The sequence below is a fragment of the Burkholderia sp. WP9 genome, from assembly GCF_900104795.1.
GTDB lineage: Bacteria > Pseudomonadota > Gammaproteobacteria > Burkholderiales > Burkholderiaceae > Paraburkholderia.
The window spans coordinates 2,126,693-2,148,047 of record NZ_FNTG01000001.1; the positions used below are offsets into that span (position 1 = coordinate 2,126,693).

General features: G+C 62.5%; 15 protein-coding genes and 1 tRNA gene. 3 read left to right on the top strand and 13 right to left on the bottom strand.

All coding sequences use genetic code 11. From position 1 onward, the window contains the following. Nucleotides 1–44: 44 nt before the first annotated feature. From BLW71_RS09430 to BLW71_RS09455, 6 genes are all read right to left on the bottom strand, one after another. A complete protein-coding gene (locus tag BLW71_RS09430) occupies nt 45–458 on the bottom strand; it encodes a Rieske (2Fe-2S) protein (RefSeq protein WP_091795517.1) in 414 nt (137 codons plus the stop codon). A 71-nt stretch (nt 459–529) separates the two neighbouring features. Then, nucleotides 530–1,078, bottom strand: a complete 549-nt coding sequence (locus tag BLW71_RS09435; protein WP_091795520.1) for an RBBP9/YdeN family alpha/beta hydrolase — start codon at nt 1,076–1,078, stop codon at nt 530–532. A gap of 93 nt (nt 1,079–1,171) precedes the next feature. Then, a complete protein-coding gene (locus BLW71_RS09440; RefSeq protein ID WP_091795523.1) occupies nt 1,172–2,020 on the bottom strand; it encodes a TauD/TfdA dioxygenase family protein in 849 nt (282 codons plus the stop codon). Nucleotides 2,021–2,030: 10 nt separating this feature from the next. Continuing rightward, nucleotides 2,031–3,011 carry a quinone oxidoreductase family protein gene (locus BLW71_RS09445; RefSeq protein WP_091795526.1) on the bottom strand — a complete coding sequence of 327 codons (981 nt, stop codon included), beginning with the start codon at nt 3,009–3,011 and terminating at the stop codon, nt 2,031–2,033. Between the two features lie 114 nt (nt 3,012–3,125). Then, nucleotides 3,126–4,445 carry an MFS transporter gene (locus BLW71_RS09450; RefSeq protein ID WP_091795528.1) on the bottom strand — a complete coding sequence of 440 codons (1,320 nt, stop codon included), beginning with the start codon at nt 4,443–4,445 and terminating at the stop codon, nt 3,126–3,128. A gap of 181 nt (nt 4,446–4,626) precedes the next feature. Next, nucleotides 4,627–5,682, bottom strand: coding sequence for a beta-keto acid cleavage family enzyme (locus BLW71_RS09455; protein ID WP_091795531.1), 1,056 nt, complete (start codon nt 5,680–5,682; stop codon nt 4,627–4,629). A 246-nt stretch (nt 5,683–5,928) separates the two neighbouring features. Between BLW71_RS09455 and BLW71_RS09460 the strand changes: the two genes are divergently transcribed. Further along, nucleotides 5,929–6,930, top strand: a complete 1,002-nt coding sequence (locus BLW71_RS09460; protein ID WP_091795534.1) for an AraC family transcriptional regulator — start codon at nt 5,929–5,931, stop codon at nt 6,928–6,930. A gap of 223 nt (nt 6,931–7,153) precedes the next feature. Here BLW71_RS09460 and BLW71_RS09465 read toward each other — a convergent pair. From BLW71_RS09465 to BLW71_RS09485, 5 genes are all read right to left on the bottom strand, one after another. Continuing rightward, nucleotides 7,154–7,244 (bottom strand) — tRNA-Ser (locus BLW71_RS09465). Between the two features lie 61 nt (nt 7,245–7,305). After that, the gene (locus tag BLW71_RS09470) at nt 7,306–9,324 is read right to left on the bottom strand and encodes a sodium:solute symporter family protein (RefSeq protein ID WP_091795537.1); all 2,019 of its coding nucleotides are present in this window, start codon (nt 9,322–9,324) and stop codon (nt 7,306–7,308) included. Between the two features lie 4 nt (nt 9,325–9,328). Next, entirely contained in the window at nt 9,329–9,697 is a 369-nt protein-coding gene (locus tag BLW71_RS09475; RefSeq protein ID WP_091795540.1) for a DUF4212 domain-containing protein, read from the bottom strand. Between the two features lie 159 nt (nt 9,698–9,856). Further along, nucleotides 9,857–11,839 (bottom strand): acetate--CoA ligase, encoded by a 1,983-nt coding sequence (gene acs / locus BLW71_RS09480; protein ID WP_091795544.1) that lies wholly within the window; start codon nt 11,837–11,839, stop codon nt 9,857–9,859. 594 nt (nt 11,840–12,433) lie between these two features. Beyond that, nucleotides 12,434–15,112, bottom strand: coding sequence for a hypothetical protein (locus BLW71_RS09485; protein ID WP_091795547.1), 2,679 nt, complete (start codon nt 15,110–15,112; stop codon nt 12,434–12,436). Between the two features lie 226 nt (nt 15,113–15,338). Here BLW71_RS09485 and BLW71_RS09490 point away from each other — a divergent pair, with 226 nt between their 5' ends. Both BLW71_RS09490 and BLW71_RS09495 read left to right on the top strand, forming a co-directional pair. After that, nucleotides 15,339–18,107 carry a helix-turn-helix domain-containing protein gene (locus tag BLW71_RS09490; protein WP_143048313.1) on the top strand — a complete coding sequence of 923 codons (2,769 nt, stop codon included), beginning with the start codon at nt 15,339–15,341 and terminating at the stop codon, nt 18,105–18,107. A gap of 340 nt (nt 18,108–18,447) precedes the next feature. Further along, nucleotides 18,448–19,416, top strand: coding sequence for a DUF1521 domain-containing protein (locus BLW71_RS09495; protein ID WP_143048314.1), 969 nt, complete (start codon nt 18,448–18,450; stop codon nt 19,414–19,416). 196 nt (nt 19,417–19,612) lie between these two features. On the opposite strand, the gene BLW71_RS09500 is transcribed toward BLW71_RS09495, so the two are convergent. Next, nucleotides 19,613–20,032, bottom strand: a complete 420-nt coding sequence (locus tag BLW71_RS09500; protein WP_091795556.1) for a hypothetical protein — start codon at nt 20,030–20,032, stop codon at nt 19,613–19,615. Continuing rightward, entirely contained in the window at nt 20,029–21,351 is a 1,323-nt protein-coding gene (locus BLW71_RS09505; protein WP_218157114.1) for a FliI/YscN family ATPase, read from the bottom strand. Before BLW71_RS09505 ends, BLW71_RS09500 begins: the two co-directional genes overlap by 4 nt. Nucleotides 21,352–21,355: the final 4 nt, after the last annotated feature.

Sequence of the window (21,355 nt, forward strand, 5' to 3'; positions counted from 1 at the left end):
TGTGTCTCCTCCAGGTGTGGCGCGCGCCGGGTGGCCCCGACTGCTTATGGCTTGTTGCTTGAATGAAGCTGGGTTGTCACCGCGTCGGATACCGGTGCGTGTCGCGCTGCGGCATCGCATGCCGGCGCCTGCACGGTACTGATGAGCGGATCCTCGAGACAAACGAGCAGCTTTCCGTCGGTGGCACGCACCGGAAAGGTCGTCAGGCTCAACCCGCCTGCGCCTGGCATGCGGCCGGTGCGCAGGTCGAAACGCAAACCGTGCGCCGGGCAACTCAGCACGCATCCGTCGAGACGCCCGCTCGCGAGCGAAGCGCTGTTGTGGGGGCACGCGTTGTCGATGGCGTGGACCGTGCCAGCGATGTTAAACAGGACAATGCTGCGGCCATCGACGAAGGCCAGTTTTCGCTGGCCTGGCGCGAGTTCATCCACCGCACCAACCGGTATCTGACGTGACATTGCCTGTTCCTTTAGCTTTGGACTACTGACACCATGGCGCTTAAAAACGCCTTGGGGATAGTGGATTCCGGTTATTCAAGTTCTTTGATCAACGTCTCCGCCATCGGCCACTCGCCAAATCCCGCAGCCGGATTCAGGTGACCGACTTCGCCAAGGTCGACGAGGCGACTGCCCCAGTTGCTCGCCATCGCTTCGACACGTTCGAACTGCGCAAGCGGGTCGTTGCGGCTCGCACCGACAATGCTCGGGAACGGCAGCGGCTTTCGTGGAATAGGCAGCCAGCCGTTCTGAGCGATCGCATCGAAGGCCGGATAGCCTGCCGGCAGCGGCGTCTCAAGGTCGGCCGGTGCGGCAAGCAGTGCGCCGTGAATCTTGCGGCTGTGTTGCCGGGCCCAATGCACGGTGATCATCACGCCCGCGCTGTGGGCGACCAGGATCACCGGGCCATCGACTTTCGCGAGGGCAGCATCGAGCGCGGCGACGCGTGCCGCGCAACTGAGCTTGTCTTGCTCGAGCGGCGGCACCGAGGCTACCTTGGGCAGCCTGCGCTCCAGCAGTGTTTGCCAATGCTCGGCGACGTGGTCGCGCAGGCCCGGCACCATAAGGATGGTTGGTGTCATATCGTCTTATCGAAAATCATGAAGCGGTCCCCTGTCGATCAGCGTTAGCGCGAAGCACTATCCCCAATCTCATGCAAGACGGTTGCTGCCCGATCAGTACGGCTTGTCGCCGACAATTCCGGCGCGCTCCATCTTGCGGTGACACGGCGGGTAGTCCATCACTGCATAGTGCTGCGTGCTGCGGTTGTCCCAGATCGCGATGCTGTTAGGTTTCCAGCGCCAGCGGACTTGATACTCGGGAATGCAGGCCTGGCTGATCAGGTAGCGCAGCAGGTCACCCGCGCCCGGGTTAGCGTCCTGCCCGAAACGCACGCGCGCCGGCGTGTGGTAATTGGTGAAATGGGTGGCGAACGCGTTCACGAACAACACCTTCTCGCCGGTCTCCGGATGCGTGCGAACAACGGGATGCTCCGCGTCCGGAAATTGCGCCTTAAGCGCGAGACGTTTTTCGATCGGCATTACGGCACCAAAGCTCGCCTCGATGCTGTGGCGGGCGCGCAAATCCGCAATCTGGGTTTTGATGTGATCGGGCAGGTTCTCGTAGGCGAGGACCATGTTTGCCCACATCGTGTCGCCGCCGACCGGCGGACACTCCACGCAGCGCAGGACAGCGCCGAACTGCGGCGCCTCGCGCCAGGTGGCGTCCGCATGCCACGCGTTTTCATAGCGGTCGTTAGGCTGATCCGGGTTCTTGTAAATGCGCACGAGGCCCGGATGCTCCGGATCGCTGCCGGCAACGGGATGATCCTCCAGTTCGCCGAAACGCCGCGCAAACGCAACATGCTCGGCGCGCGAGATGTCCTGATCGCGCAGGAACAGCACCCGGTGTTGGAGCAGTGCCGCGCGGATCTCGGCGAACAGACCGTCGTCGTGAATGGCGTCGGCAAGATTCACGCCGATCAGTTCGGCGCCGATGCTGTACGTCAATTGGTCGACTTGCATGGCGTTTTCCTCAGATGACGAAGACTGACGAGCCGGTCGTCTTGCGCGACTCGAGGTCGCGATGAGCCTGCGCTGCGTCTTCCAGCGCGTACCGCTGGTTGAGTTCGATCTTGATGCGTCCGGCGGCGACATGCCCGAAGAGTTCGCCGGCGAGTTCGTCCTTCTCGGCGGGATCGGCGATATAGTCCGCCAGCGCGGGCCGCGTCAGGTAGAGCGAGCCCTTCATGGCCAGAATCTGCGGATTGAACGGCGGGATCGGCCCGGAGGCTGTCCCGACGCAGACCATCAGACCACGGCGCCTGAGCGAATCGAGCGACGCGTCGAAGGTCTCCTTGCCGACGCTGTCGAACACGACGTCCACGCCGACGCCGTTGGTCAATTCGCGCACGCGTTTCGCGACGTCCTCACGGCCGTAGTAGACGATGTGGTCGCAGCCATGAGCGCGGGCCACTTCGCCCTTGGCCTCGTTCGAAACGGTGCCGATCACGGTGAGACCCAGCAGCTTCGCCCATTGCGACACGATCAGGCCGACACCGCCGGCGGCAGCATGCAGCAGGATGGTGTCACCCGCCTTGAAATCGTGAATGCGGCGCATCAGGTAAGACGAGGTCAGGCCTCGCATCGTCATGCCGGCAGCGGTTTCGCAGGAAATCGCATCCGGCAGATTGATGAGCGGCGCCGCCGGGACGAGGCGTTCAGTGCTGTAGGCACCGAGCGTGTTGAGAAAGCCGGTATAGGTGACGCGATCGCCGACGGCGACGTTGGTCACGTCCGGGCCGATTGCCTCGACCACGCCCGCGGCCTCGACACCCATGCCTGCAGGCAGCGGCACGGGGTACAGGCCGGAGCGAAAGTAGGTGTCGGCGAAATTCAGGCCCACTGCTTCATGGCGCAGGCGAACCTGTCCGGGGCCGGGGTTGCCCACTTCAACGTTTTCGTAGCGCAACACTTCCGGACCACCGGTTTCATGGAAACGCACTGCCTTGGCCATATCGAATCTCCTATCCTTTACTCGAACTGCAAATTTATTTGGCCTGTAATGGGTCTGCCCATCCTGCTTTCGGGCGCACCTGCCAGGTACTAAAGTACGCGGGTAATCGTGGGCTCAGCGCCCGGCCTGTTCGCGCAGTGCACTTACGCGATCGAGGTCGACGCCATAGCTTCGCTTGCCGATGAAGAAGGCGGCCGCCGCGACGAGCGGTGCAAACGGCACGAGTTGCAGCGCGCCGATCAGCCCGATCCGGTCAGCCACGATGCCCGTCAGGACGGCAGCGGGCGCGAGCCCCAGCAGGTTGTTCGCAAGCGTCAGGGTGGCAAACGCTGATGCGTGGATCGACGGCGGAGTGAGGTTCGCCACCATCGCACCCGAGGGGCCCGTAGCGCCCGCACTGAAGAACATGCCGACGCCGATAAGGACAAGCTGCGCCGGGCCCGCAGGCATCCGGAAACCGATCGTGAGCATTACGAAGCAGATCAGGCAGAAGGCGACGGCCGTGCTCCACTTCTTTTCGCGTTCATGCGAGCTGAGCCGGTCGGCCAGCATTCCGCACACCACCATGCCGAAAGCGGTTGCCAGTACGAACACTGCCGCGCTCATCGCCGCTTTGCCGGTGGACATGCCGTAATAGCGGTTCAGGAAGCTGGGCATCCACGCCCACACGGCTGCCGGCACCAGCAGATGGATACCGCTGCCGACGTAGGCGCACACGACTGACTTCGTCGAAAAGAGCCCTTTCATCAGCGCCCGGAAGCTCATGCATACACCGTGGCTCTGCACTGGTCTGCTCACGCCCGCCGGCTGCAGTCGAGCCAGCTTCTTTTCAGTGACGGCAAACCGGTAGAGAACCAGCAACACGATCCCGAGGGCCGCCATTGCGCCGAACGCCGCGCGCCAGCCGAGATGAGCCGCGACCGCGCCGCCGAGCGCCATGCCCAGCACTGAACCGAATGCCCCTCCGGCCATGAACGCGGCGGTGAGCGTGGAGCGCAACCGAGCCGGAAAGATACTGAGGACAACCGCGATGCCCACACTGCCATAGGCGGCTTCACCGATACCGACGAAGGCACGCGCGAGCAGCATTTCGTTATAGTTCGTCGAGAGCGCACAGCCGAGCGTTGCGAGGCTCCACATCGCCGCCATCAGGACAATGCTTTTCACGCGGCCCCAGCGGTCGGCAAGCACCGACAGCGGAAAGGTCAGCACGCCGACCATCAACGCGACCACACTGCTCAGCGAGCCCAGCCGGGTGTCGGAAAGATTCCACGAGGCCTTGAGCATCGGAAACACCGCGTTCAACACCTGCCGCGACATGTAGTCGGAGAGCAGCAACCCGACCGTCAAGGCAAATACCACCCACGCATACGCGCGCACGCCATGTTGCGTCGTCGATACATCGGCCGTCGTGGGCTCGGCATGCGTGAACATGAGTCGTCTCCTTCGTGTCCAGCTCGTTGGCGGCCGCCTTTTCCCTGTCGGGCAAAAGGGGCCTTTATGGATACCGTGCAACCCTCCCCGGCATACCGGGGAGCCCTGCCTTTGACGAAGCTAGCCTGCGCTGCTTTGGCCGGAACCCGACCTCCGCGAAGCGTCAGCCGCGCTCCATCCTTTACGCCGCGCGCAGCGGCAGGTTCTTCACACCCGCCTCGCGATTCGGCGCCATGCCGTTGGCCGCGAGCGTCTCGCCGACCGTTTCGTATTGCACACCGATGCGGTAGATGTCGCGCGCTTCCTTGCCGGAAGCGATCTCGCGGCCCAGTTCGCGCGCCACGCGCACGCACTGCTCGATCTGCTGCACCGAGGTCATCCGGTTGCCGTGCTGGTCGATGATCGTGTCTTCGATGCCGCAACGAGGATGCAGGCCCATGGCCAGCGCCATCATGTTGAACGGCAACACGTTCTTGAGCAGCGATTCGGCCGTGAGCGTGCAGCCGTCCGGCGCGCGATGCACGAAGTTGAAGAAGTTGAACGGGTTCGGGCCGTCGAAGCCCCCGCCGATACCGATCCACGTCAGGTTGAGCGGCCCCTTGTAGGCACCTTTGCGCACGAGGCGATCAAGTGTCTCGAGCGCATGGATGCCCGTCAGCTGGAAATGCGGCTGAATGCCCGAAGCCTGCAGACGGCGCAGGTGCTCCTCGACCCATGCGGGGCCGGCGGGAACCGTCATTTCGCTATAAGCGGCCATGAGCGCGGGATTGGACAACGAGGTGCCCTCCAGGTACGCCGGATAGAGCAACTCCATGATGTTCATCTGCGTGGTGTTGATCGCCACCGTCACCTGATCGGGCTTCGGGTCGAGATCGGCCAGCATGTGACGTGTGTCGTCGGAGAGCCACTTTGCGGCCTGACCGTCGTCTTCCGGCGCGAACGAGATCGAGCCCCCGACCTGGATGATCATGTCCGGCACGGCCGCGCGGACACCCGCGATGAGTTCGTTGAATTTCGACAGGCGCTTGGAGCCCTTGCCATCCAGTTCACGCACATGCAGGTGCAGGACAGTCGCGCCCGCGTTGTAGCAATCGACGGCCTTCTGGATCTGCTCGGCCATCGTCACTGGAATGTCTTCCGGAAAGTCCTCGGGCATCCATTCCGGGCCGTACGGAGCGGTCGTGATGACAACCTTGTCCTGGTTCTCGGGGTGCAGCGAATCGTCGAGGAATTGCATCGTGTTCTCCAATAGGGTGACGGTATTCCGACGCGTGCGACAAGGCCCGTCGCATCAAAACTGGTCGGAACATGATGAACCGTTGAGATCGCACGATACGGCAATCCTGCGCTACACTTTTATGATTGGGCGCCATCCTTTTAGCATTTCATGCCACTGCGCGTTAACACCGAGATGCGCGCGCGGTAGGCATTTCATTACCAGACACAGCGGCGGCGCTTGCGAGACGGGTGCGGAGACACAGCGATGGAAACGATGTTGCGCTCGGTAGCCATGAGCGGCTATTTCGACGTGACGCGGCGGGTCGGACTGAATCCGGTCGAGCTTGCACAGCAGGTCGGGATCGATACTGCGGCGCTTGCCAATCCGGACGATCGCATCCCGGCAGCCGCCGCGTGCCGGCTGCTGGAGCTGTCGGCCGAAAAGGCCGCATGCCCGACTTTCGCGCTGCAAATGGCCGAGACCCGGCAGAAGTTCGGTACGGGTGTCGTCAATCTCCTGCTCGCGCACAAGCGCACGCTGCGCGAAGTGTTGCTGGCCACCGTCGAATACCGGCATCTGTTGAACGAAGCCTTGGCTCTGTACGTCGAGGACGTGGGGGACACAGTCACCATCCGCGAAGACCTGGCCGTCGAACCGGGCACGCCAACGAATCAGGCGATCGAACTCGCGGTCGGCATTCTCTGGCGCCACTCCAGCGCCCTGCTCGGCGATCACTGGAAACCGCGCTCGGTCCATTTTGTTCATCAGGGACCGAAAGACCTGACGTTTCATCGACGCTTCTTCGGCTGTCCGCTGGAGTTCGGCAGCGATTTCAACGGCTTCGTGTGTGCGGCCGCCGATCTCGACTACCCGAATCCCGCCGCTGACCCGGAACTGGTGCGATATGCCGAGAGCCTCGCGGATTCACTGAACGTGGCGGGTGTCGATTCGACCGCGCTGGAAGTGCGCAAGGCGATCTATTTGTTACTGCCCATCGAGCAGGCCACCGTCGAACTGGTTGCCCGACATTTGCGCTTGAGCGTACGGACGATGCAGCGCCAACTGGAATTGGCCCATACCAGCTTCTCGCGTCTGGTCGAGGAAGTCAGGGGCGAACTTGCCGTGCGCTATATGAGCAACCCGCGTTATCCCATCGGGCGGGTTTCCGCATTGCTGGGCTATTCGCAGCAGGGTTCGTTTACGAACTGGTTCAATTCACGCTTTGGCGTGACGCCGCGCGATTGGCGCAACAGCCATTTGAAATGATCGCGGACTTGTGTGAGAACTTGTGTCAGAAGCGCGCGAGCGATGCCTGGACGATCGAGCATGCGCAAGCACTTCTGGCGCATGCGGCGGGCAAGAAAATACAGCGAATTTACCGACGGAAGCCGGCGCGCGTGAAACCCTTGCGGTGAAATTCCATGGCATTGGGCCATTTCTATGGCACAGCGCAGAATTTGCGAAAACGCGCAAAGGCTTACTGGAAGGGTGGCGGAGAGACGGGGATTCGAACCCCGGATAGGTTATTAACCTATACACGCTTTCCAGGCGTGCGACTTAAACCGCTCATCCATCTCTCCGGCGGGGAGCCGAATTATAGCAAACTTCGCGCCCTGCGCCAGACCCCTCGCACAAACCGGTTTAAGGATGCCGGATATAGTCCACCAGCGCCCGCGTATAAGCGTCCGGTTTGCGGTCGATCAGACTCACGCCGATCGCCACCAGAAACCCCGCCGGCACGCCGAATACGCCGGAACTGATCGGCTCGATCCCGAACCAGCGCGCGCCGGCGAAGCCCGTCATCTGCGTGAAGAACGGGTATGTGGAGACGATGTAATAGATGCACACCACCAGCCCCGCCACCATGCCCGCCACCGCCCCCAGCCGCGTGGTGCGCTTCCAGAACACGCCCAGCACCAGCACCGGAAACAGGCTCGACGCCGCCAGTGAAAACGCCGCACCGACCAGAAACAGAATGTTCCCCGTGTTCAGCGACGCCACATAAGACGCGAACAGCGCCACCCCCAGCAATAGAATCTTCGAGATCGTCACGCGCCGCTGACTCGACGCGTTCGGATCGACCATGTGGTAGTACACATCGTGCGACAAGGCATTGGCGATGGTGAGCAGCAAACCGTCCGCGGTGGAAAGCGCCGCCGCCAGCGCGCCCGCCGCGATCAGCCCCGACATCACATAAGGCAGCCCCGCGATCTCCGGCGCGGCAAGCACGACCATGTCGGGCTGCATCTGGATCTCACTCCAACGCACGATGCCGTCGCCATTCGTATCGGCGAGACTGATCAGGCTCGGCTCGACCTTGCGCCATTGCATGAGCCACTGCGGCAAGTCGGCGAAGTGATGCCCCACCAGGTTGGTCAATATCTCGTACTTGATCAGCACCGCCAGCACCGGCACCGTCAGATAGAACAGCGCGACGAAGAAGAGCGTCCATCCCACGGAGCGCCGCGCGGACGCGACCGAGGTCGTCGTGTTGTAACGCGTCAGGATATGCGGCAGGCTCGCCGTCCCGAGCGACAGGCACAGCAGCAGCGACAGAAAATTGCGCTCATGAATGCGCCGATCCTGGTCGGTCGCGGCGGGGAACGGCTCATGCATCGGCACCGGTGCGGCCGCGCGCATCAGCATTTCATCGCGTCGCTGGCTCCAGACGATCTGCGCGGCGCCGGCGTCGCGTGGAAACTGTTCGAGCGCCCTCTCGCGCTCCTTGATCTCGCGCAGCGGCCCGTTATGGCGGCGCAGGTCGGCGACTTCCTGCTTGAGACGCTGCTTCTCGTCGACGTACGATTGCGGCAGCGCGTCGAGCCGCACCTGCATGAGCGCGGCACGGCGTCGATAATCGTCGCGCACGGTCTGCTCGAGCGGCGCTTCGCGCACCTGCTTTTCGAGGCCTTCAACCCGCTCCATCAAGCGGCCATAGTCGAATTGCGGCACCCAGCCGAGGCCATCCTTGTGAGCGATCATCGACACGGGAATCAGAATCGCCGCGATCAGGATGATGTACTGCGCAACCTGCGTCCACGTGACGGCGCGCATGCCGCCGAGAAACGAACACACCAGAATGCCCGCGAGGCCGCAGAAAATGCCGACGGCGAAATCCACGCCGATAAAGCGCGTCGCGATCAGGCCGACGCCCTGGATCTGCGCAACCAGATAAACGAACGAGCACAGGATAGCCGCCAGCGCCGCAAGGCCGCGCACGGCATTGCTCGAAAAACGCGTGCCGAGAAAATCGGGAATCGTGTAGCGCGCGAGCTTGCGGACATACGGCGCGAGCAGGAATGCGACCAGGCAATAGCCGCCGGTCCAGCCCATCAGATACGCGAGACCGTCATATCCGGTCGCATAGATCGAGCCAGCGAGGCCGATGAACGAGGCCGCCGAAAGCCAGTCCGCGGCCGTCGCCATACCGTTGAAAGCGGACGGCACACGCCGCCCCGCCACATAGTATTCGACGAGATCGGACGTGCGCGACAGCAGGCCGATCACCGCATACACCGCGATCGGCACGAACAGGAACACGTAGCCGATCCACACTCCCGGACCCGTGGTGCGTTCGATGCGCCACATCACATAAATGAAGAGCAGAAAGCCGAGGGTATAGAGGGCGTAGGAACGGATCAGCCGGTTCGTGAGCTTCATCGGCTCAGTTTCCGCTCGTGGTGGGCACGCGGACGCTGAAGCTTGCGTCCGCAACCAGGGCGCGTTGCAGCCGGCGGTCGGCGCCTTGCATCAGCACGATATACACCACGATCAGCGCCAGGTAGATCAGGATCGCACCCTGCGCGCCGAGGTAGAACGGCAGCCTGAAGCCCCCGACACGCACCTGCGCCAGAGCCGGCGCCATGAGCGGAAAGACGAACGACACGATGAAGCCCACGGTCATCAACGTCGCAATCAATGCCACGTTGAAGCGCCAGTATTTTTGATGCGCGCGCGCCATCGCCGCCGAGACCGCGGGCGGGTCTGGCGGAGGATTGAACGTAGCGTGAGAGGAATGCTGCGGCGCGGCCATGCGCCTATGTATCAAAAAGCCACCGGGCAGGCAATCGGGATTGTCCGCGCGGTGGCCTCGAAGAACTGGCTTCAGTGCCCGGGAACTGCCATCGGTCAAGAGCGCACCGCCTTGGACGCCCTTGCCATTTACCCCCGGTTTACAGAGGCAAACCCAGGCTCAGAGCGACTCGCCGAGTTGATCGAGAATCGCCGGGTTCTCCAGGGTGGACACGTCCTGGGTGATTTCCTCGCCCTTCGCGAGCGAGCGCAGCAGGCGGCGCATGATTTTGCCCGAACGGGTCTTCGGCAGATTTTCACCGAAGCGGATGTCCTTGGGCTTGGCGATCGGACCGATCTCCTTGCCGACCCAGTTGCGCAGTTCGTTGGCGAGCTTGACCGCTTCCTCGCCTTCGGGACGCGCACGCTTGAGCACCACGAAGGCGCACACGGCTTCGCCAGTTGTCGCATCGGGGCGGCCCACCACGGCCGCTTCGGCGACGAGCGGGTTCGACACCAGCGCCGACTCGATCTCCATCGTGCCGAGCCGGTGGCCCGACACGTTGAGCACGTCGTCGATACGGCCCATGATCGTGAAGTAGGCGGTTTCCTTGTCGCGCACCGCGCCGTCGCCGGCGAGATAGAGCTTGCCGCCGAGTTCTTCGGGGAAGTAGCTCTTCTTGTAGCGGTCCGGATCGCCCCACACGTTACGCAGCATGGACGGCCAGGGGCGCTTCACTACCAGAATGCCGCCCTGCCCGTTCGGCACGTCCTGGCCGGTTTCATCGACCACCGCCGCCATGATGCCCGGCAGCGGCAATGTGCACGAACCCGGCACGAGCGGCGTGGCGCCCGGCAGCGGCGTGATCATGTGGCCGCCGGTTTCGGTCTGCCACCACGTGTCGACAATCGGGCAACGGCTGCCGCCGACGTTCTCGTAATACCAGACCCACGCTTCCGGATTGATCGGCTCGCCGACCGTGCCGATGATACGCAGCGTGGACAGGTCGTAGCTCTTCGGATGCACTTTCTCGTCGGCGTCGGCGGCCTTGATCAGCGAGCGGATCGCGGTCGGCGCCGTATAGAACAGCGACACCTTGTGCTTGGCGATCATGTCCCAGAAGCGACCGGCGTTCGGATAGGTCGGCACGCCTTCGAACACGACCTGAGTGCCGCCGAGCGTCAACGGACCATACGTGATGTAGCTATGGCCGGTGATCCAGCCGATGTCGGCGGTACACCAGAACACATCCGTGGGCTTCCAGTCGAAGGTCCACTTCATGGTCTGCGCGGCCCACAGCAGATAGCCGCCGGTGCTGTGCTGCACGCCCTTGGGCTTGCCCGTCGAACCGGAGGTGTACAGGATGAACAGCGGATGCTCGGCGCCGACCCACTCGGGCGCGCATTGATCCGATTCAGCCTGGGCGAGTTCGTGCATCCACAGATCGCGGTCTGCGTTCCATGCGATCTTGCCGCCGGTGCGCTGATACACGATCACGCTTTTGACCGCTTCGCAGCCGCCCATTGCGAGGGCTTCGTCGGCGATGTTCTTCAGCGGCAGCGCCTTGCCGCCGCGCATCTGTTCGTCCGAAGTGACGAGCGCGACCGCGCCCACGTCCACCAGCCGCTCGTTGAGCGACTTCGACGAGAAGCCGCCGAACACGACCGAGTGCGTGGCGCCGATGCGCGCGCAAGCCTGCATCGCGACGATGCCTTCGATCGACATCGGCATATAGATCACGACACGGTCGCCCTTCTTCACGCCGCGCTTCTTCAACGCATTCGCAAAGCGCGACACGCGTTGCAGCAGATCCTGATAGGTGACGTTGGTGACGGTGCCGTCATCCGCTTCGAAAATGATCGCGATGCGCTCGCCATTGCCGGCTTCGACATGACGGTCGATGCTGTTATACGACGCGTTCAACTGGCCGTCTTCGAACCACGTGTAGAACGGCGCATTCGATTCGTCGAGCACCTTGGTGAAGGGTGTGTTCCAGCTTAGCGTCTCGCGAGCGAGGCGCCCCCAGAAACCTTCGTAATCGCGTTCCGCTTCGGCGGCGAGCGCCCGGTACGCATCCATGCCGGAGATCGTTGCACCCGCCGCTACTTCTGCGGAGGGCGGGAAAACGCGGCGTTCCTGAAGAACCGATTCAATCGCAGACATCGACAACCCCTTGGTGAAGATGAAACGTAAAACCTGGCCGACGCGTCTGGGACACGTCGTATCGTATGGCGCCCGAAAGCTGCGGCGGGTGTCTCCAACCCTCGGCAACTGATCGCCTCTGCCGCACTGCACCATGCGCGATCGCTCACCGACTTTCAAACACGATAAATGCCGCAACTTACCTGCTACTTACGCGCGGCGGTATCGTCGGCAAAGACGCGCCCCGCCGCTTCTGATGTTGAATGTTAACCGAAGCCATCTGGCCGTGTCATGGCTGCATGGCAAAGACACGTGCCCAGACGCCACCATGTCCGATCGATACCCAGGGTTACTCCTGGTGCCGCTGCGTGTCTTTCGTCGCGAACGGCTAGCGCGCAACTGCAGACTGGCCCCCGCCGCGACGCCGCCCGATTGAAACCCGGCGGCCTTCACGCGTTCGCGATCATATCGGCGCCAGTGGAACGACACGGCTGCGATCCCACAAACGCGCACCGTTCTCTCGACACAGGGCGGCCATGCTCACTCGCCGGGTTTCATTTAACTTAGGATTGGCAACTAACATTCTGGTGAATGACTGGCCGGATTCCCCACGTCTCAGACCATATATCGGTTGGGATCAGTCACATATACGCTGCCCGTTTTATCGCCGCGATACGCCTGAAGGTCGAGCTTAACCTGCTGTTTGTCCGGGTCCAGAATATTGCCAACGACGACGAGGTTCTTTCTTCCATCGCCGGTCTTCACGCCTTCGTTCAGAATGGGCAGCCGGAAAGCCCCGTCCTGCTCTTTGCCGAAGAACTGATAGCTCACCGAGCCGGATGCTTTCGAATAGGTCATCGCGATCGACCGGTCGAATACGCGCAGCGGCTGTCCTGTGGACGGCCAGCCGAACATTTGCGGCGCATGCGATACGACCGTCACGGAGTCCGCACCCGCGCCCTCGGCAAGCGCCTTCAGATACGGTGTCGCGGACGTGGCAAGACTGCGCCCGCGTTGCTGCATCGCCTGTCCGTAGTAAGCGAGAACAGTTGGATCGCCGTGGGCGCCGGAACTTATGTCGCCCATCGGCGCCGCGCCGGGCTTGTTCCCTTGCGATAATTCGAAGCTCTCGATGGCGGGCCGCATGGCAGGCGTATAGAACGAAGAAAACCAGTTCAGCACCGGCGTCGCATTGAGCGCGGCTTTGTCATACTCCTTGTGCAGTGCGTCGGCCTCTGCATCCCGTCCCTGCGCGCGCAGATCGTCAACCTGCTTCCTGAGCGCCTCTGCGTGATAGATCTCGGCGAAATTCGGCAGCAGCAACGGCGCGAGCGCCGCCGGCGGGAACGCAAACGACGCAGCCGTCGCAGCGAGACCGGCTACGAGTTGCGCGGAGTCGTTACCTACGTTCCATTTCGCCTGCTCGTTTCCCGGGTTCCGGATCAGTTCCTTGATATCGGACGACAACTGCCCGACAGACGGCGCAAGTCCGATCGCCGTGCCGAGCAGCGACAGTGCCTTTGACGAGAGGCCAAGCAACTTATTGCCGTTGATGTTGACCACGCTGATGGCATCGCCGGTGGTACTGAGCGAGTCAGCGGCCAATGACATCTGGTTCATCGTGCTCGGGTCGTTCTTCACGTTCGCCGAACTCGACGCCAGCGCGAGCATGTCGATCGGCAGCCAGTGACCATTGGCTTTGACGCTGCCGGGCAGCAGCTTGCGTGAAGCCTCAGGAACGTTAAGGCTCGCGGGCAAAGGCACAGTCTGGGTCGCACGCGATCGGAATGGCGGCGCCGTCTGGTTGTCGCGGTCGCGCATGATGACCACCGTTTGACTGCCATGGTGATCCGTCATCGCCTGGAACTTTTGCGTGGCATGGTGGCGGCTTTCCACGTTCGCTTGAGATTCGCGATCAGTGAGCGGCCAGCCAGCTTGGGATCCTGCATCCTGCCCAATTTTTCGTTGCTGGACACCCGGCTGCGAAGGTTGTCCGGCGCCGGCTGTAGTTTCCGTCTTCAGCGGCACTGACGGGACAGAGCCCGGCGGCATGGTCTGTACGTCGGCGTCGCGCTTCGCGCTCGCCGTCTGAGTTCCTGCCATGTTCTTCAATGGAGTGGCCTGAATTGCCGTGCTGATTTTCAACCTATCGACTGTCTGCACGGCGCGGTCATGCTGGTGGAGGCTCGTTTGAGTGCCGTTGTGCTCCATATGCGCGGTTGCCTGAACCGATTCATCCAGTCGACTCGGCGAACCCGTTTGCACATTCTGATCTGCCACATGAATGCGAGTCTGATTGCCAGCATCGGCGAACTGCGCTGTCGCCTGATCGCCGCTTTCTGTTGTTCTCCGCGAATGCGTCTGGATCTCGGCATCCTGGACGTGTCGCCCTATTTGAGTTTCTTCATGGACGACTTGCTTATCCGTTTGAGTACTGGCGTGATCGCCTGCCGTCGCATACTTGTGCTCACCCGTTGACTCTCCATCTGGCGCATGCGGCGGTTGCTCTTCCGTTTGATTCGAGGTTGTCTGAGTGAAGCGGCTCTGTGTGAAATGCGGCGTTTGAGTCGCCCTACTGACGCCGACACTCTCCGTTTGAGTCGGTCTATCTCGACTCATCGACAGTAAACCGGTCTGCGTTCCGTGCGACCGTTGCAACTGATCAGTCGTTTGCATTTGCGCATTAACGGTTCTGAGTGTGGTCGTCTGAGACTGCTTCGATGCCGAAGTCGGTCGGAAATCGACCAGCGCGATCTCTTCGTGCGGATCGCGACTGGGGAGAAACGAGAACGCGCCCTGTCTCAACGGTCCACGCAGGTAATTACGCAGTGTTGCCAGCTTGTCCTCGACCTTCGAGAAATCGATCGCGTAGCCGATCGCATTGCCCAGCGCCTTACCCGCCTGCAATCCGGCAAGGGCTGGGTCCTGTCCACCGTCAGGATCCTGTGTCTTCCCCAAAGAACTGAAGAACCTGCCGAGATTCGACACCATGCCATTGCCCGCATGCCCCATGCGGTTTGCCGAGACCAGCCGGGACGAAAACGAACTGCCTCCCGGCAGCGACGGCCTGTCTTGCAGCGTGTTCAAGGTAGATAGAAGAAGGCCGGTCTTTAAGTTCAGGCTGTTGGAGAACGGTGTCGATACGGTAGGAGAGACCGGGTCGTGCGGGTCGGGCGGTTGGATCGCCGGGAATAGCGGCGTGGCATTTTTGTCGGCGGACTTTTCAGTTTGCCGTGGATAGCTAACTGCATATTCGCTATCACTTACGGTACTTCCCATAGTGGACGTCGTCATTCTGATGACCTCTGAATGGAGCGGCACGAGCAATCATTAGGTCACGCCACGTCAGTGCGATGTGGTATCGCGGTACTGCATTCAAATGAGTCACGCCTATCTGAATGCCAGTGCAAAATCTATACCCCCTTATGACATGCCACAGGTTCGCCGGTGATCTGATGACCACCACGGTGGGCAGATCTTCATCGCGCACCGTTCGTCCACAACTCTTCGAGGTGCGACCATGTCTACCAGTCCGATCAGCAGTTCCGGTCCGCTTGTATCTCCCTATTCGTCCGGCCCGGCTGGCGCTTTCGTACCACCGGTTCCCGATCCGCGTGACGCGCTGGCGGGACCACCCCTGCAGTCCGCACCGCGTGAACCCGACAGGCGGGGCGCTCATAAGCCGGTTTCAACACACGCATTGCTGCGGAAGCACGCCGCCAGCCTGACGTTGCAATCATCGGTGACATCGCCGGCCGCGCCGCAGTCGCCCCCAACGTCGGCGGCGCGGTTTGCCGCCGACATGGTCGGTCGATACGATGGCGGCAGCCAGTCACGCAACCATGGCGCCGACCTGAAGAGCGCCATGGTCCTGTGGAAGACGGCCAGGCTTGCGATGACCGGCCTGCCGCGCGACGAGGTCCAGGTCAGCCAGGACGAGCAGGAGCTTGCCTCCGCGCTCGCGCAGATGGACCCGGCCACGCGCAAGCAGTTCGAGCAGCGCGCCGAGGCGTTACGCACGGTGCCGCAAGATGGCTATGAAGCGGCAAGCTCCTCGTTGCATCAGGACGTCGACCAGGAAATGCGCCGCGTCGAATCGGACCCGGTCAGTCGCATGAACGCGGTATTCAATGCGCCGGTCGGCATCGGGTTGCTGGGCGAGGACGGCCAGAAACAGATGGCCGCGTTGCTCAACGAGGCGACGAAGATGAATACGCCGGGCGCCACACCCACCCAGCGCGAGCAGGCCTATGCGGGAGCCGTTGGGATCAAGTCGCGGATGCAGGATCAGATCCTGCAGAAATCGCAGGACATTCATGCGACCCAGAAGAAGCTCTGGGATGAGTCCACCGCGCGGGTGAACCAGATTCTCGACGACACAGGAAAATACAGGATTCCGAACGACACGGAAAAAGACACGCCGGAGACGCTAAAACTGCCCAGCTCCTCCGACGATCCGCAATGGGACGGGGACACGCGGCTGCCGGCCTATGCAAAGACGTTCCCGTACCAGTCGGTGATGGAGAAACTTCTCTCGCCTGACGGCTACTCGCAACAGGAGCGTAGCCGTTCAACCGCGCGAACGCTCCCGCCCGAAGATCGCACGCGCGATCTGCTCACCTTCCAGGAGGGCATGTCGGAACCGGGCTCGGACATTCACCAGCGCGTCACGAAACTGGAGCAGCAGGCGCTCTCGACGATGGCCAGTCCCGGCCCCGATCTGGACGCCGGCACGCCGGCCACGACCCTGAGCAGCGTGGCGGCGCATCCGCCGAAGTACGACCAGAACTACGTACAGAACCTCGCGGCCGGCTATCAGGGCGCGCTACAGGACACCGACAAGCAGATCCGTACGATGCTGAGGCAAGACACCGGCGGTCCTTTGGACAAGGCGCTGTACGCGATCGGCCGGTTCGTCGCGGACCTGTCGCCGATCCCCGGCATGGATTGGTTGGCCACGAAGTTGCTCGATGCCAGCTTCCCCAATCAGGGCGGGCTGACCGGTCAGCAGGTGAGGAACATCGATCTGGGGGCGATGTTCACCGGCTTGCTGCTCGGCAGGGGCGAGCCCGAGGCGGCCGAGAGCGCGCTGAAGCCGGTGCTGGGCGGGTCTGGTGAGGGCGCGCTGAAGCTGAAGCCAGGCCCGACGGGCAACCCGTCGCCTACGGTTCAACCGCCAGTGAGCGGCGCGACCGCAGGTCCCGCATTCACGCCAGGCGGCATGCCCGAAGCCTATGCACTCGAGAACATGCCATCTTCGTACAGTCCATCGGCTACGCCGGGCGTGTATGTCGATACGGCCAACGGCCAGAAATTCATCCTCGCCGACAACCAGGCGTTCGCGGTGAAATACGACAAGGACAACACCACCTACCGGATCTACGACCCCGCCAATCCGACCCGTCCCACCTATCCCGTGCGTCACGATTCAGAGTCCGGGAAGTGGGAAATCCATCAGGATGTCGGTCTGCAAGGCGGCACCCGTCCTATATCGGCGGAAACGAAACTAAAAGCCAAAGAATTGCTTAGCGACGGGTGGATGCAGAAGGACGTCGCGACACTATTGGGTATCAGCCCAAACTCTGTCAGTCGCATTCAGAGCTCGTTTATTAATCCGGATCCCTGGACGATGCCGCTGTGCTCGGACCCCTTCCGACAGGAGGTCATTGCCCAACTGAACGCCGGCGCCCCGCGAGAGCAGATCGCGCGCGATAAACATATCCAACCCGAAACCGTCGATTACATCGACCAGCATTATCGCCGGGACAGGCACGCGCCCCAGCAGGCAACCGGCGCTCGACAGCCGACCGCTTCGGCCGCGCCGTGCAGACCCGCGTCGCCGCAACCGGGCACCTCCACTGGCGGGCACACCGACCCATCGGCAAAACGCCCGCGCGTCGACTCGCCACAACCCTCCGGCCGGGAAGCAATGACATCGGAAGTGCTCAGGCAGGTCGCAGACCAGATTCCGGCTGAACAGATCGCAAAGAACCTGGGCCTGACGCCGGAGGCCATCGACGAGACAATCGAGCGCTATGTGATGGACGAAACCCGGAAGCTGCACGAAGAGTTCCTGGCCGAACAGGCCCGTCAGCCCATCGCCGCGGCACACACGCCATTTGTACCGCCCGCCACCCGGCAGGACGTGATCCATCGACTGAACAATGGACAGACGCTGGCCGACATTGCCGCTCATTCCGGTCTGACCGCGCTGCAGGTTGACCAGATCAAGGATCAGTACTTGCAGGAGGAGCTCGCGCATTTCAACGCGGATTTACTCAGGCAATAGAACAGAGCGACGCCGGAGCATTGAACGCATTAACCACTGCATCGGCGTCTTCCTGAAATGCATCAGCCGAAAACCTTCGACTGAACTGCGGCATCTGACGCGTCCGGCCACGCAATTCGATTCCCTGTGCCCGGCCAGCCGTATCAGCTGAACGGATGGCACTCGCTGCCAATCCGGCGACGCCTGCTTCCCTTGATTGCTCCTGGGATCGAATTAGACCGCTCCGTCCCTCCAGCTATGGCAGTGGGTCGGCCTACATCCACTAACTCACGACCGGCACCTCCTGTACAAGAGGACCATCAGAACAATTTGCATCTCATCGCTCACCCTATAAATAAGTATGCCGAACGACAATTCAATCTCTTTACCATGTCGTACACGGAGCCAATTCCACACCGTCGGCGACGCGGTTCCGTCAATCTGGTCAAGCCGACTTTTTTATTTCCGGAACATCGACATGTCAACAACGACGCAAGCCCACTACAACTCCTTCGCCGTCTATAACAGCGCGAACAATCGTTCGCAATTTGCAGCGCAGTCGCAGCGTTTCGGTGCTAACTCGTTCGGCGGCCGCGGCCCGTCGGAACCGATGTCCAGAATGCGGGGCAACTTCTCGCAGACGTCGTTCTCCATGACCAGCCGCAACTCGCCGCACGGCTCGAGCAGCACAATCACCGCGCAATCGACGAGCATCGGCCGCGGCTATGGCCAACCGCCCGCACCGGGTTACCATCGCGGCGAGTCGTACAGCCAAAGCAATATGGAAATCAACAGCCGCTCCGTGAAGAATTCGCGCGATTGCGATCGCACGCCGCCGCGCAACGACCGCGATAGGAGTTCATCGCAAGTCAAAGTCGACGGCTTCACCGACGGCAAAACTGGCACCATTCACACCGAGCCCTTCGACTTTAAATTCTCGAAGGCCGACTCGTCGATCTCCATCACCAACAAGCAAACCGGCGTGACGAATAAAGTTTGGGGCGACCCGCATTACGATAAGCAGGGCACATTCAATGGCGCCTTGGACTTCAAAATTCCAGGCGGCCACCTCACAGTCGACCCGAAGGCAGCCAAGAACAATTCGAAGGTCTCCTATGCGGACACGGCGACCCTAAGCATGGGAAATAAGACGTACACGATCGGCAACATCAGTCAGGAGAGCAGCGCACCGCTCACCGTGCAGGAGAGCCGCGGCCGCTCCGCACCGCATGGCTACACGCTCGAGGCCACCATGGGCGCCGCCGGCTTTGTCGATCCGCACACCGGCAAAGCGCCGACGCAGGCCGATTTCAACCGCTACGCAGCGTAACTCTCGCGATTCTGGACAATACTCACCGGCCGCAGCCCTCCGCCCGGTGAGTGAAGCGTGAGAGCCGGCCCGCGGTCGATTACCGCCCACCGTGCCAGCGTGGTTCATGCGATGCAAAGAAGCCGGACGTCCTCGAGACAGTCCGGCTGCGTTGCTTCCCGTGATCCGTGGGACCGTCTCGACAATGGACTTCACGCTATCCGCTTTCACGCAGCCGCATCAAACATTCGCGAGCACGCGTATCGGCCTCCTCCTGCCGCACCGTCTCGCGCCGCCGGTTCGTCAAAGCTCGCACCACTTCCTCGCACGCTCGCGTATGCGCCGCCTCGGCTTCAGTCAGTTGCCTGCGCAACGTCGGCGTAAGCGCGTCATGCGCACGCAGCGTCGCATGCCACTGCCGGCTTGCGCTCAGATCGCGCCGGCACGACGCCAGCACCCGTAGCCGCTCCTCCGCATGCCGTTCGAGCGCGGCGATCCGCTCGGCCACCACACCCGCGGCGCGACGCTCGCCGCGGCGCGCGTCCACCATCTCCCGCAGCCGGCGCTGAACGCGCAAGCGGCGCACGCGCGCAAGCACGCGCCAGAACGCCGCCAGCCTGGCAACGCTATGTGTCATAGCGGATGAGCGCCATCGCATAGCGCATGCAACTGCATGCGCGTGTCCTCCCAGCCGCAACGCGTATCGTACGGCTGACGCAGAAAGCGCTCGATCGCCGCGCGCCGGTCGATGGCCCGGTCCGTCTCCGCGTCGTTACCACGCTGGTACTCACCTATCTGCAGCAATAGTTCGACCTCTTCATAGCGCGCGAGCCAGTCGCGCACACGGTTCGCTCGGGCCTGATGCACAGCATCGGCAACGCGCGTCATCAACCGGCTTCGGCTGCGCAGAATATCGATGGCGGGATAGTGACCGGCCGCACCGAGTTTCGACGAAAGCTGGATATGCCCGTCCAGCAGCGAGCGCGCTTCCTCGGCGACCGGATCGGACAGGTCGGCCTCATCCGCGAGCACCGTGTAGAACGCAGTGATGCTGCCCTGCGCCGTCACGCCGGCCGATTCGATCAGGCGCGGCAACTGCGCAAACACGCTGGGCGGAAAACCGCCTCGCAGCGGCGGTTCGCCGACCGCCAGCCCGAGCTCGCGCAGCGCGCGCGCATAACGCGTGAGCGAGTCGAACAACAACAGCACGTTGCGTCCGCTCGCGCGCAGCCCTACCGCGACCTGCGCCGCGAGTTCCGCCGCCTTGATCCGTTCGGCGGCGGGACGATCAGACGTCGCGGCGATCACGATAGTCGACGCGCGCCGCCGCTCGAGGTGGTCGTGGATGAATTCGGCGACTTCGCGCCCGCGTTCGCCGATCAAAGCCACCACGACCGCATCGGTCGATGCGCCGTTGGCGATCATGCCCATGATCGTGCTCTTGCCCCCGCCGGCAGGCGCGAAGATGCCGGTGCGCTGCCCGACGCCGCAGGTCAGCAATCCGTCGACCGCCCGCACGCCGGTAGCAAACGGCGTCGTGATGACCGGCCGTTCGAGCGGATTGAGCGTCGCCCCGCTGCTGTCTTGCGCCGCGGCGCTGACGAGCGGCGGCGGCGCAGAACCACCGTCGAGCGGATTGCCCAGACCGTCGACCACGCGGCCGAGCAACCCTGCTGCGTCGAACGTGCCCCATGCCGAGCCGCAACCTTGCACCTCGGTGATATCCGACAGGCCGTTCAAACCGGCAAGCGGCATGACCAATGCGCCATCGTGTGCAAACCCGACCACTTCGCCGTATTGCGCTTCCAGCGTATCGGGCCGCACGAGGCGCACCTTTTCGCCGATCCGCAACGACACACCCACCACCCGCGCGATCACGCCGCGCGCTTCGACCACCCGGCCGCGCAACGTCGGTGCGGACGAGAACACCGGCGTACTTTTCTCCAAAGACGGCATGCCG